The organism is Chryseobacterium sp. R2A-55, assembly GCF_021401085.1.
Taxonomy (GTDB): domain Bacteria; phylum Bacteroidota; class Bacteroidia; order Flavobacteriales; family Weeksellaceae; genus Kaistella.
The window spans coordinates 44,827-58,326 of sequence record NZ_JACBFP010000007.1 but is presented as its reverse complement, the minus strand read 5'-3'; the positions used below and the strand labels follow the sequence as shown (position 1 = coordinate 58,326).

Here is a 13,500-nt window from a genome sequence, read left to right as displayed (position 1 = left end):
TTAGATCTCCTGGTTCAATTTTTCAATCTTCTTCCGGTCACCTACTACGAAAATGATATCGTCTTCCAGTAAAATTTCTGTGGATTTGGGATTAAGTATCCTTTCTTCTCCGCGCCTGATCGCTACAACTAAGCCATCAGTCTTGTCGCGGATTCCAGATTCACGGATGGAGATATTTTTGGCGGGTGAATGATGATTGATCAGGATTTTTCCCAGTTTCACGTCATTGGCGTCGGTCTCCTCCGCACTTTCAAAATTTTCGAATATCGGCTTGAATACCTGGAAATCATCATCTGTAGTGATAATTCCCACTTTATCATAAGGCATCAGAACTTCGTTTCGCTCCGGTGTATGGATGAGTTTTTCACCCCGTTTGATGTAGCCGATATTGATGCCGTATTTTTCACGCCACTGCAGCTCAATCAGCGGTTTTCCAATATAGTTTGCAAGAGGATTCACTTCCAACTCCAAAATATGGACATCCCAAGCAGCGAGATTTTTCTTGATTTCGCTGTTGCCGGCAAGTCGCGTGACTGCTTCAGACTGCGCATTTCCGTCCGTTCGGTCATTGAGATTTCTGATAAATCTTTTCTCCAGCCGATTATAGAAGCGGTTAATCCTTTTGTTGAAAAGCACAATAATGATCACCGCCACTGGAATCGTGATAAAGAACGAAACCTGTGTGGAAGCAAAACGGTCCAGGAAAAAGCCGAGGATTGCAATTCCGAAACCAATTCTGCAAATTTCGATGATGAGCAAAGGGCCTCTGTTGTATTTCTTTTTGGTCCATAAATCATGGTAGGCACCGGATTTTGGCCTTTTCATCATCAATGCCCATAAAAAAGGCAAAATGAAAAGAATCGGAATGGCATTGCCAATAATGTTCTTAATGTCATTGGACTCCAGGTTTTCATTGATTTTCGGAATGATGAATTTTGAAAATAAAAGATAAATCGCAATAATCACAATTCCGTTGATCATCAGAATTCTGCCGTAATTCTTGAGCAACGTTTGCCAGCTGTTTTCGGCCTGGATATTCTGGATGTTTGAGGAATATTTGTTGATCCTCTCAATGTATTTCGGGGGAATGATTTTCACAAGCCAATTATAGAGCGGCTCCGAAAGCTTTATCATATAGGGCGTGGTGAAAGTGGTTATCGCTGAAACGCCAACTGCCACAGGAAAAAGGAATGGTGAAATCACACCCAAGCTAAGTCCCAAAGTGGCCACAATGAATGCGAATTCCCCAATTTGAGCCATGCTCATCCCCACCTGAACAGATTGTTTTAAAGGCTGCCCGGAAATCAACGCACCCAAAGCCGAGCTGAAAAGTTTTCCAAACAAGGTCAAAAAAGTGACCGCCAAAATCGGAACTGCATAAGTGATCATATCGCTGTAGTTGATCATCATTCCCACAGAAACGAAGAAAACTGCACCGAAAAGGTCTTTCACAGATTTTAAGGTGTGTTCTATTTTTTCGGCAACGGTAGTTTCCGCAATGATGGAACCCATCACAAATGCTCCCAATTCTGCGGAAAATCCCACAGAAGTAGCAATCAATACCATTCCCAGGCAAAGTCCAATCGATAGAATCATCAGTATTTCTTCATCCACCAGATTTTTGATTCGCTTTAAAAAAGTGGGCAAAAGAAATATTCCCAAAAGAAACCACAAAATCAGGAAGAAGAGCAGCTTGGCAACCGTGTAAAGGATCTGTGTTCCTTCAAATTCTTTGGTAACCGCTATGGTAGAAAGCAAAACCATCAATAAAATTACCACAATATCTTCCACAACAAGCACACCGAAAACAGTTTTCGCAAAATTTTTGGTCTTCACTCCCAGTTCATCGAATGCCCGAATGATAATCGTGGTGGAGGAACTTGCAAGCATTCCGCCCAGAAACATAGAGTCCATCGTACTCCAGCCAAGCATTTTCCCAGTGAAATATCCGGCGATGGTGATAAAAATAATTTCCACAAAAGCAGTGATGGATGCGGAACCGCCCACATTCATCAGTTTCTTGAAACTGAACTCCAAACCTAAACTGAAAAGCAGGAAAATCACACCGATTTCTGCAAGCGTCTTGATGTTTTCGTTATCTACTACAGAGGGGAAAATCTTAAAATTGGGACTTACCAGAAATCCGGCGATAATATATCCCAAAACCAGCGGTTGCTTGATCCTCCTGAAAATTAAAACGACAAAAGCCGCTACAATTAAAATCAATGCCAAGTCTTCAATCAACTTCGGTAAATGTCCCATACTTCCTAAAAATCTCGATTTCTCCAAAAATAAAAAAATGCCGTGACAAATCAAAGCATTTCTTTCAATTTCAGTGGAAGATTTGGTCCGCTTCTTCCAAAAGCACCTGACCTGCTTCCATGTTTTTCATGGATTCATAGCCGTTTTCGATTTCTTTTTTTTATTTGCTGAAACCGACTTTGACATTCCCGCCGTTTAGATTCATAGTTTAAATTTTACCGAAAAGTTCACCACTCGTCCGTCAATCGGTGCCCAAAGCGGATTGAAAGTAGGGTTCAAAATACTTCCTGTATAAAGCGTCTCCTTTCTGCTCTGTCTAAAATCGAACAGGTTTTCGCAATTTAAAACCACCGTAAAATGTTCTCCCAATTCTTTGGAAACCATCGCGGCAGCGAAAAGATATCCCGGAGTTTCAGTATAATCCAGTCGGCGTTGTTTTCCGGTGTAGCTGGCTTCGATTCCCGCTTTCCAGGTTTTGAATTCTTTCAGCGCAGTCATGGCAAAACGGTTTTTCGGAGTTAACGGAATGAATTGGTTTTGACTTAAATATTTATTTTCAGCAATCGTGAAAGTGTATCCAAGATAAAGTTCCCATTCGTCCAAAGTCGCCCTCATGTAAGTGTCGAAACCTTTTGAGACTACAGGTTCCGTTTCATTCCGGAAATACACATTTCCATTGGAATCATAATTCGCAACAACTGGATTGTTGATCTGCGTTAAAAAGAAAGCCTGATTAATAAAGATCGAATTTTTTTCGCCGCTTTCATCTTCTGCAAAAGTCTTCCTGTAATTAATTTCGAAATTGCAGCCTGCCGATTTTTCCGCTTTCGTCGTCTGGATATTGATGGGCAAAAGTTTTTCTAAAGGATAATCGGTGATTTGCGGAGCTAAGGAATTCGGGACTTTATAACCGAAACCAACTCCTGCTCTTGTAGCCCAGTTTTCATTAAACCGATGAATTACCGCAACCTGTGGAAGGAAAAAACTTCCGTAATTTTTGGTAAAGTCATTTCGGATGCCGCTTTCAATGGTGGTTTTTTGAAGTTTTAAGGTGTTTTGAAGGAAAAGTCCGAAGCTGTTATTCTCAAATTTCGGAATCTGGAAATGTTTGAAACTTTCTGGCGTGAATTGATTTCCCTGAAAATCCGCTCCCAAAACCCAAATCATTTTATCCATCGGTTTTACGAAAGATAATTCCGAAAAATAATTTTGTTGACGGGCACTGAGATCGTTTTCATTCGAGCTCAATTTCCGGTTGAAGTCGCTCCAACTGTTTTTAAAATCCAGCTTGGATTTATCCGAAAATTTTTGTTGGAAAAGCAATTCGTAGGTATTGCGGCGGGTTTTGTTTTCCTCGAAATATTGGTGGTTTTGGTCCGGGTTTCCATGAATGACATTCATATCGCCACCAATATTTTTATCGAAACTGCCGCTCCATCCGATCGTAATGGTTGAATTTTGCGAAGGATAAAGAAATAGTCTTGGATGAAGTACAACTGAATTCTGTTTCGGAACGTCAGAAAAACCGTCTTTGTTCACATCCTGTGCATTTTGCGAAGTTCCTCCGACAAAGAAAGTATATCCGAAATTTGTGAATTTCTTTGCAGCAAAGATGTTTAGGTTTTTTTCATCTAATGTGGAGTAGTTCGCCAATGCCGTGAATTCCTGTTTGGAAATAGGTTTCCTTGAAATAATATTCACCAATCCACCAATTGCACCTCCTCCGTAAAGTGTGGAAGCCGAACCTTTGATCAATTCAATCTGCTGTAAATCCAGAGGTGGAATATTGAGAACGCCCAATCCGCCCGAAAACCCGTCGAACAAAGGCATCCCGTCTCTTAAAATCTGGGTATATCTTCCGTCCAAACCTTGAATTCGAACATTAGAATTCCCTGAAACTGCCGAAGTCTGTTGAATCTGAACTCCCGAAACATCGCCCAAAATACTTGCGATTCCCATCGGTTTGATGCCGCTTTCTTCCTGCATGTCCTCTTTTCCCAAAACTTCCACTTTCTGTGGCGAGTGTTCTATTTTTTGTTCGGTTCGTGAAGAAGCAACGATTACGACTTCGTCGATCTTTTTCTCCTGGGTGGAATCTATTGGTTTTTGCTGGGAAAATGCTGCTGAAAAAATCAGTGTAAAGATCGGAAAGATTAACTTTTTCATCTGTGATTTAAAGTACAAAGTTAGCTTCTTAAGCCATAAAATGATAGATTGAAAGATTTAAAAATTCATTAAAATCGCATTATGCACCTTCTTGTAAATGTTTTCTATGGGCTATAAAAATCAATACAGAAATGATGATGATTGAAACCACTGAAGCGTTCAGCGTTCCTAAATCCAGCCCACCTTTCGCCAAAGGTTTTGTAAGGAAATCCCCAAAGGTGGCACCAAATGGACGGGTGAAAATAAATGCGATCCAAAATAATAAAATGTGGTTGATTTTCGTATAGTAGTGCATCAATACCACGACCAGGATGATTGCACCGCAAATCACCGCACCGTTAAAGTAGGAGAATCCCAGATTGTCACCTAAGAAATCTCCAAATGCGGTTCCCAAAGAATTTGAAAAGAGAACGGCGATCCAGAAATACATCTCTTTTGAACGTTCGAAAATGGGATAAACCTCAAGGTTTCTGTGTTTTCTGTACCAGAGAAAAAGCGTGACAGCCAAACAGGTGACCAATATTGAGCTTCCTCCTGCATATCCTATTTTCAAGGTTCTATCGATGAAATCTGAAATCTCTGTTCCGAAAGTCGTGGTTCCGATAATAACCAGCCAAAAAACTGCCGGAACATATTTTTTAACGGAAAGTTGCATTGCCAAGAAAATCAGGAAAAGAATTGCCGTCACACTGATTCCGACATAATAACCCAGGTTCAGCGTTTGCGAAATGAAATCGCCCAAGGTTTCCCCCAAAGTTGTGGCAACAATTTTCATCAGCCAGAAAATCAAGGTGATTTTTGCGACTTTGTTGAAGGTTTGGTTTTCCATTTTTTTTATTTTTAAATGATTTGGGTGCTTTCGAAATAAAGTCTTCAGCCAGAAATTCTATGGATTAGGAATTAAGGATCATGAAATTCATTGGATGTAGGGACATCTTCAATTTCAAATATTTTCTGGGGCTTTTCAATAAAAAAACAGAAGCGAAATCACTCCTGTTTCTTGGATTTCAAAAATTTTATTCCTCAGAACAGACCACGGTTCCATCTTCCTTGAATACGACTTCTTTTTTTTGCTGTCCTTTAGTTAAATCTACTTGATAGTTTATGGATTGATCGGCCAGGATGAGTTTTTCGGCATTTTGATCTGGCGTAGAATCTTTAAAACGTGTAGTGAGTTGATTGGATACAGCTTTTGGAAGTTCACTTAAACTGATATCGCTTTCCTGCTGCAGAAATTGCCCATCTATCTTAAAAATGAGGGAAAATGAGGGAGAGTCGGGCTTTTCCACGGTGACGTCTATGGCTTCCAATCCGGAACAAAGGGGGTCTTTTACTGCGCTGATCATTTTGTATCCGGGATAATTGGTAGAAATAAATTCCTGTATGCTTGCCGGCAAGGTGTCCAGGTTAATGTTCTCGCCTGGATATTCTGCGGCTTCTGCACCTTGTTTTACGCTGAGTGCTTCATCAGATGATTGCTGCTCCGAAGTTTGTTCGGTCATTTCATGCTGTTCGTTTTCTTTACTCTGTTTGCATGCCTGGAAGGTCAGTAAACCGACCGCTGCAAAAACGGTGTATACATTTGTTGTTTTCATTTTTTTGGTCTATAAATATTCGTTGATCAGAAGCTTATAGCCACTCCTTATATTTCTTGATGTACCAATTTTTCACCAGTTGTGTAAGCAAACAATACGTAAGCAAAATTCCCGCCAACCATGGAAAATAGGCGATAGGAAGTGCCTGCATTTTAAGCGATTCCGCAATAGGGGTAAAGGGAAGTGCGATTGCAATCAGCATGATCAGTGAGGTGACCGCAGTTAGCGGTGCTGAAGCCCAGCTTTGAATAAACGGGATTTTCCGCGTCCGGATCATGTGCACAATCAGTGTTTGAGAAAGAAGTCCTTCCACAAACCATCCGGTTTGAAACAAAGACTGATGTTCCGGACTGTTGGCTTTAAAGATGAAAAACATCACAGCAAAGGTCACATAATCGAAAACCGAACTGATGGGACCAATCCACAACATAAACCGCTGAATACTTCCGGCTTCCCATTTTTTCGGTTGCTCCAGAAATTCTTCGTCCATGGTATCCCACGGAATTGCCGATTGCGAAAAATCATAGAGCAGGTTTTGGGTGATAATTTGCAATGGAAGCATGGGCAAAAATGGCAGAAGCGCACTTGCTCCTAACATGCTGAACATATTTCCAAAATTAGAACTTGCCGCCATTTTAATGTATTTGACAATGTTTCCAAAAGTCTGCCTTCCTGCCAGAACACCTTCGTGCAACACCATCAAATCTTTCTCGAGCAGAATAATATCTGCACTTTCCTTAGAAATATCAACCGCCGAATCCACAGAGATCCCCACATCAGCTTCCTTCAGTGCGGCTGCGTCATTGATGCCATCACCTATAAAACCGACAGTATTTCCAGCTTGTCGGAGAAGATTTACAATGCGCAATTTCTGCATCGGGTTGATTTTTGCGAAAATCACGGTTTCGATGAGTTTTTTCTGAAGTTCTTCATCCGCATGGTTTTCCAACTCTTCACCGAGCATTATTTTATCAGTTGGTAATCCCACGTCTTTCCCCACTTTTTTTGCAACCAAATCATTGTCACCCGTAATTATTTTCACTTCTACTCCCAGTTGGTTCAAAGCATCAATACTGGGACCTGCAGAAGGTTTGGCAGGATCCAGGAATCCTATGAATCCGGTCAGAGTGAGTTCTGATTCCTCTTTTTTGGAATAATTTGCCGGGTGATCTTCTCCGAATTCACGAATGGCGATGAGTAAAACCCTTAATCCTTCCTCATTCATTTCTTTTGAAATATTGAGTATTTTCTTTTTCACATTTTCATCTAACGGAATCTGCGCGTCCTGTTCAATATGAAGTTCTTTGTCCGGACCGGGATCAAATGATTTGGTACATAAACCGATGGTTTCCTCTACTGCGCCTTTGCAGATGAGCAGTTGTTTTCCGTTCTTCATTTTCAGAATGACAGACATCCTTCTTCGCTCGAAATCAAAGGGAATTTCGTCCACTTTCTGAAAATCGGACTCCAGGTTAATGAGGTCTTGCACTTCAGTGTGCTTTAGCACAGCTTCGTCCATCAAATTCCGGAGCCCGGTTTGAAAATAACTGTTGAGATAAGCCCATTTTAGAACTTCTTTGTCATCATTTCCGTCGGCATTGAGATGCTTTTCGAGCTCGATTTCATTTTTGGTGATGGTGCCCGTTTTGTCACAGCACAAAATATTCATGGCACCAATGTTTTGGATGGCATCCAAATGTTTCACGATGACTTTCTTTTTGCTCATTGCGATAGACCCCTTGGAAAGATTGGCGGTCACAATCATGGGCAACATTTCGGGAATAATCCCCACGGCTACTGCTATTGCAAAAAGTAAAGCTTCCATCCAATTTCCTTTGATCAGACCATTGGTCAAAAAAATGAGCGGAACCATAACCAGCATAAAACGGATCAGAAGGTAACTCACCTTGTTTACTCCTTTTTCGAATTCAGTTTCAGAACCTTTTTCACTGATTTTTTCACTGATTTGCCCGAAATAAGTTTGAGCCGCCGTTTTCAAAACCAAAGCAGTTGCTGATCCGCTTACAATGTTCGTTCCCATGAAACAAAGGTTTTCCAGCATCAAGGGAATTTGTGTGGTCGCATTTGGAATGGCCTGAAAAGATTTTTCATTGGGCATTGCTTCACCGGTCAGCATTGCTTCACTGCAGAATAAGTCCTTGCTGTGGATGATTCGGCAATCTGCAGGAACCATGTCTCCGGCGGAAAGTTTGATGATATCTCCCGGCACAATCTGCGTCACCGAGATTTCTTCAGGTTGCTTATTTTTCCTTTTCACCGTGGTGGAAGTGGTGACCATTTTCTTCAGCTGTTCCGCTGCACGATTGCTTCTGAATTCCTGCCAAAACCGAAGCAATCCACTGAATACCACCATGATGGAAATAATGATCACCGTGCTTGGATCCTTTTCATTGGCTGCAGCCATTACATTATCCACAAAATAGGAGATCACCGCGATTACCATAAGGATAAAGGTGAACGGATTCAGAAAAGCATTGAGCAGCTGTCGGTACCATTTCGGGGCTTTCTGGTAATTGGATTCGTTGGGACCATACTCTTGTAAACGGATTTGTACAGCTTCGGCCGAAAGTCCGTCGGGACTGGTTTCCATCTTCAAAATAGCTTCTTCGGGCGAAACTGAAGAAATTTTTTGTAACAGCATTACATGGTCACCCGAACTGATTTTCGGTTGGATGATTTTGGTTTTGAAGAAGAGTTTCATCAGTTGGTGTCCTCAAGTGTTTGGATACGAAGAATATACAAAATTACAGTTTTCCAAGGGTGATTTCTGAAAAAACGATTGTTTTTTCAATCAAAAAAATCAAAGCTAAAAGGATTGCTCATTGTAAACCGTGATGCAATCTATTTTCCATTTTGAGGTTTAAAATCTTGGTTAGAATATGGTGGAGCGGTAGGAATGGTGATCACATTATATTCATGTTTTGTTTTCTGATGGCAACTATTGCAGGTATTGGTCAGAATCAAGTATTCGTCTCCGAAATCTTTGGTACTTTGTTTTTTGATGGCGGTTTTCAGGTTTTCCAGAGGCACGTCAATCATTCCGATAGATTTCGTTTCCGGCCGGTCTTTGCAGAATTTTTTGAGGTCGGTTATATTTTCCTCAATTTCCGTAATTTCAAAATCTGCCAATTTCCAGTTTTCATTTTTTCCGGCGAACCACAGTTTATTATGATGAACCTGGATGCTGCTCATAAAATCGCCAAATCCAGGTTTGTAGGCATTTGCCTGAAGACTGTCGATTTGGTTTTGCAGATGTTCTGTTTCACTATTTTGCTTGCTGCAGGAGCATAAAAGCATGATCGAAGTTAGAACTAAGTATTTCATTGCGGAGGGTTTTTGTACTAGTTATTTTGTGAAAAACGTTTTTTTTAGTGATACGGCCATGTTCGGAAAAAATTGTGGATTCAGTTTTAAATGACCTGTTTTACTCAATTTCCACCATGCTCCATCTTCACTTTTTTATTCAAATTAGCATTCACGAACGCTGCAAGTCTTTTGGTGTCGCCACCGTAATGATGGTCGCCGTGAAGGTGAAGCAAACTGTAATTTTTCAGCATGATTTGCGAAATAGGGAAGTGGTAAAACTCAAAATCACTCACAATCAAAGTAAATGGAACGTTTCGCACATTGTTGATTTCATTCAAAACGCTGAATCCGTATTCTTTTTCGCCGGTTACATATTCGGCGAGGTGAATTTCAAAATCATTCACTTTGGAAGGTCCGATGATGACCAGGTTTTGAATATTTTTCTTAAAACCTGCATCAAATCGGTTATAGATAAATGGTGCCACATCAGCGCCGTAAGAAAACCCAACGATAATGATTTTTTTATTGGTGCGCTTGGCAGTAATTTCCTTCAAAAATTTCTCGGTATCTTCTGCGGCACTTTCGGGAGTTCGTTTGGTCCAGAAATATTTCCGGGTGTTCAAGGCGAAAACGTCATATCCAAACCGATGCATATTTTGCCCGAAATTTTTCGAGAAGGAGTTGAATCCGGCATCTCCGCTGATGTAGAATAACACAGGTTTTGCGTTATTATTACTATTCCATTCTGCCACCGGAAATTCGTTCTTATTCCCACAGGAAATGAGGAAAAAAAAGGAAAGGAGTGATAAAATTTTAATTGGATTTTTCATTGTTTATCAGTTTTCAGCAGGTTTTGCCAGTGGCTATTCAAATGAAGACTTTCCTGATTTATCTGGTGCAAAGTCATTTTTCATACTTCCTTTTCTTTATGGAGCCGGTTTCATCACTTTGTTCAAAGCCGCCGGAATACCCACTAAATCAAAATCGCTGCCATAAATTAGGTATTTGTTTTCCCAGGTGTCTGCGTATTTTTGTTTGAAGTCCCGCAAGCTTTGATAATGTTTGAAACTCCCGATCCTGTTATAGACAAATTTCAGGATTTCTTCCGCAGTATTGTCCGGCATTTTATCACCCCCTAAAGGAGTAAGTCCCAGATTGATGTATTTGAAATCCTTTGATTTTGCATATTCCACCAGTTTCACGATCATTGCGTCCATACTTCCGTTGGGTGTTGCGGTAGTTCGGCGAATCAAATCGTAGGTACATTCTTGTGGCGCGAAATCCGGAATGATGTTCAAAAATGCTTCAATTTCATCATGATTGTTTTTCAGTACGATAAGGTCTTGGTTCCTGATTTCTTCCCTATTGAACATTCCTTGGGAGAAAACCATTTCCGATTTTTGGAATTCGTTTAACCATTCATCAGAAATTTTTTGGATTTGGTCTAAAAGTGTTTCATTTTGCGGTGCACTGAGTATCTCTGTTTTGTAACCTTTTTTGCTCAGCGAACTCAGTCCGTTTCGCAGTGATTTTCTATCCTTTCCTTCAAGTTTGAAAGCATCCACTTGCATCAACGCTTCCTGCCCTACAAAGAGTCTCTGTTTTTTTAGGCCGTTAAAAAGATAGAGACTTCCTTCGTCAATTCTATAATAGATGGGTTTTATTCCAATTTTTTTGCAGTAATCCTCAAATTCCTTAATCAGTAATATTTTGTGGGGTGGAGCACAAACCGGTTCTTCCAGCACCACAGCGAAATTGTTCGCAATACGGAAAGAAATGAAGCCATCCTCAACTTCAGAGAAGAAAAGCTGTTTCTCGCTGGAAATTTTAAAAAAATCAAGAGGCGAATTTCCAAAAAGATGCACCAGGTTTCTGGCTTGCTCAAAATCGTCGGAATCTTCCCTCGAACCAGGAATTTTTCTGACATTGAAAAGGGAAAATATCAGCAATATCCAAAATGAGAGCCCTAGAAAATAGTTCAGGTATTCAAAATCACGTGCAAATCCTGTCTTGGGCAAAAGATTATTTTCCTTAAAGAGCAGAAAATTTTGGAAAGTGTAATAAAGTGCCTGTTTCCAGGTGAAATCAATACCGAAATGGCGTTGGTCAATAAAATAAAAACTCAGGAAATTGAAAGCCACAAGTGCTACCAAAATCCCCATAATCCATGAAAACCCTGTTCTGAAAACTTTTCTGCTGGTTTTCAGCACATAATCCTTTCGGGTGAAAACCAAAATTAAAATAATGATTAACGCTACTGTGGCTTCCTCATAATCAAGTGCCTTCAATAGGTTCCCGGCAAGTGAAACAATGGCAAGGAAGAATGCGAAATACCATCCCCGTTTCAATCCACGGATTAGATATGCTGAGGTGACGATGAGCGAGATTCCGGCAATCAGGGTGAGGATTTTTGAAAAATGCAGAATCCCTTCCGAAAAATACAGTTGCGAAAAATGCAACCTTTCCTTTAAAGGCGGAGTAATCACGGAAATAACGTTGATGAGCCCCAAAAGGAAAATTGCCACTGCCGGCAAAATTCTGGCAATCAATTTTCTGCCGTGCCAAAGAAATGCAAAAATCCCTAAAACCAGCGGAAGCCAAAACTCGAAAATTCGATACAGCAAAGTGATTCCCAATCCCTGACTGTGCGAAAAGCCGAAATTGGCGAGAATATAGATCAGCGAAAATTCCACTGCGCCTAAACCGCGCAAAAAGGGCGAAACCAACATCAGCAAGACCGAAATCGTGTATCCTACTGCGGCAGCAGAAAACGATCCTTCACCGCCAAACGCATACATGGCAATCAGCAAATGGAAGATTCCGCAAAATTCTATGAGGACTGAAATAAAAATAGTCACATAAAAACCTTGTGGATTGATTTCACTGCCGAAAATCTCATCGATATCGTCAATTTTTTTTGGGAAATATTTTTCGGTGAGTTGATAAAGAATTCCCTTTGTCCTTAATGAATTAACGAGCAAAAAAACCAGTGCGACAAAAATCCCGACGAAGATCAGCCAAAACCAGGATTCGCCAAAATTTTTTTTCATCACCGCTGCGTAACCGATCACTGGAATTCCTACCAAAAAAACGGTGAAAATTCCGATGAAGCCATAAATTGCACTCGCTTTATGGATATTTTTTTTGTCGAAAATTTTCCTTTGTATCGGTTTAGGTGTGAATGCCAGTGATGAAATTCCACCTGCCGGAAGAAAAACGCTCAGGAAGTTTCTTTTCAGGAAAAGTTCGATTCCGTCAAGGAGCGAAAGTTTCGTTCCCACCGTGTTGAAGCTTGCCACATACATCAACGCCTGCAAAACTACATACAAAAACGTGAGCAAAATCCCGATGACGATCCAGAGAGAATTCGCTTGTTTGATTTGAGGAATGATGGATGCCATCTCTTTTTGCTCACTTCGGAAAAAGACGAAAGCGAGAAAAAGGATGAGTACCGCGAGAATCTCTTTCCAGCGGATTTTGGAAATGATGTTTTTTAGCCTATCCAATTTTCTTCTTTTTTATTGAAATGATTAATGAAATCACTGCCGCCAAAATCATATATATTCCCCCTGTGAAAAGGGTTTTCATCATTGCTCCATGAAAAAGGTTTTTAGTGATAAACGCCAAAAAGAATGCGGAAAATGCTTGCGGAATCACCGTGGAGAAATTGAAAACCGAGTAGAATTTTTCGCTTTCCTCATCGGGTGCCATTTCACCGACCAACAAATATGGTGTCGTGGAAATACTGCTCCAGGCAATTCCGATGAATACAAAAGACAAAAGCAATAGCCATTTTGAGTGAATGAATTCCATGGAAATCATTCCAATTCCGCCAAAGAGCAGCGCCAATGCATGAACACCATATTTTGGATTCTTCTTCAGGATTTTATGTAAAGTGAAAGTGAAAGTTGCTCCCAAAAAGCTGTACAGCGCAAAACAGATTCCAACCCAGGTGGTGCCTGATTCATAATCTATTATTCCGGGTGTTTTGGCCACAAAAAAATAAGTTGAAATTACCGGAGTTGCATAAATCCAAAGCGAAAACAAACCGAGCCAGGTGAAAAACTGCACCAGGAAAAGTGGGAGAAGTGGAAGGTATTTTTTCAAGTTCTTCAACATTTTATGACGTGGTTTACAAATATTTCAAATC

General features: G+C 40.5%; 9 protein-coding genes. All 9 read right to left on the bottom strand.

Annotated features, from left to right (window positions below; genetic code table 11):
• Positions 1 to 2,262, bottom strand: a complete 2,262-nt coding sequence (locus L0951_RS08985) for a cation:proton antiporter (RefSeq protein ID WP_234110897.1) — start codon at positions 2,260 to 2,262, stop codon at positions 1 to 3.
• Positions 2,263 to 2,463: 201 nt separating this feature from the next.
• Entirely contained in the window at positions 2,464 to 4,428 is a 1,965-nt protein-coding gene (locus tag L0951_RS08980; RefSeq protein ID WP_234110896.1) for a TonB-dependent receptor plug domain-containing protein, read from the bottom strand.
• A 79-nt stretch (positions 4,429 to 4,507) separates the two neighbouring features.
• Complete coding sequence (locus tag L0951_RS08975) at positions 4,508 to 5,257, bottom strand: hypothetical protein (RefSeq protein ID WP_234110895.1); 750 nt, start codon at positions 5,255 to 5,257, stop codon at positions 4,508 to 4,510.
• 187 nt (positions 5,258 to 5,444) lie between these two features.
• On the bottom strand, positions 5,445 to 6,023 hold the full coding sequence (locus L0951_RS08970) for a hypothetical protein (protein WP_234110894.1): 579 nt from the start codon (positions 6,021 to 6,023) through the stop codon (positions 5,445 to 5,447).
• Between the two features lie 34 nt (positions 6,024 to 6,057).
• Positions 6,058 to 8,745 (bottom strand): magnesium-translocating P-type ATPase, encoded by a 2,688-nt coding sequence (gene mgtA / locus L0951_RS08965; protein WP_234110893.1) that lies wholly within the window; start codon positions 8,743 to 8,745, stop codon positions 6,058 to 6,060.
• Positions 8,746 to 8,885: 140 nt separating this feature from the next.
• Positions 8,886 to 9,368 (bottom strand): hypothetical protein, encoded by a 483-nt coding sequence (locus L0951_RS08960; protein WP_234110892.1) that lies wholly within the window; start codon positions 9,366 to 9,368, stop codon positions 8,886 to 8,888.
• Between the two features lie 104 nt (positions 9,369 to 9,472).
• Positions 9,473 to 10,180 (bottom strand): alpha/beta fold hydrolase, encoded by a 708-nt coding sequence (locus tag L0951_RS08955; protein ID WP_234110891.1) that lies wholly within the window; start codon positions 10,178 to 10,180, stop codon positions 9,473 to 9,475.
• Positions 10,181 to 10,276: 96 nt separating this feature from the next.
• On the bottom strand, positions 10,277 to 12,856 hold the full coding sequence (locus L0951_RS08950) for a phosphatidylglycerol lysyltransferase domain-containing protein (protein WP_234110890.1): 2,580 nt from the start codon (positions 12,854 to 12,856) through the stop codon (positions 10,277 to 10,279).
• Entirely contained in the window at positions 12,849 to 13,469 is a 621-nt protein-coding gene (locus L0951_RS08945; RefSeq protein WP_234110889.1) for an MFS transporter, read from the bottom strand. The genes L0951_RS08950 and L0951_RS08945 overlap by 8 nt, the downstream gene beginning before the upstream one ends.
• Positions 13,470 to 13,500 lie beyond the last annotated feature (31 nt).

Coding starts and splice junctions, on each gene's coding strand:
- L0951_RS08985 (WP_234110897.1), bottom strand. CDS start 2,262: ATGGGACATTTACCGAAGTTGATTGAAGACTTGGCATTGATTTTAATT.
- L0951_RS08980 (WP_234110896.1), bottom strand. CDS start 4,428: ATGAAAAAGTTAATCTTTCCGATCTTTACACTGATTTTTTCAGCAGCA.
- L0951_RS08975 (WP_234110895.1), bottom strand. CDS start 5,257: ATGGAAAACCAAACCTTCAACAAAGTCGCAAAAATCACCTTGATTTTC.
- L0951_RS08970 (WP_234110894.1), bottom strand. CDS start 6,023: ATGAAAACAACAAATGTATACACCGTTTTTGCAGCGGTCGGTTTACTG.
- mgtA (WP_234110893.1), bottom strand. CDS start 8,745: ATGAAACTCTTCTTCAAAACCAAAATCATCCAACCGAAAATCAGTTCG.
- L0951_RS08960 (WP_234110892.1), bottom strand. CDS start 9,368: ATGAAATACTTAGTTCTAACTTCGATCATGCTTTTATGCTCCTGCAGC.
- L0951_RS08955 (WP_234110891.1), bottom strand. CDS start 10,180: ATGAAAAATCCAATTAAAATTTTATCACTCCTTTCCTTTTTTTTCCTC.
- L0951_RS08945 (WP_234110889.1), bottom strand. CDS start 13,469: ATGTTGAAGAACTTGAAAAAATACCTTCCACTTCTCCCACTTTTCCTG.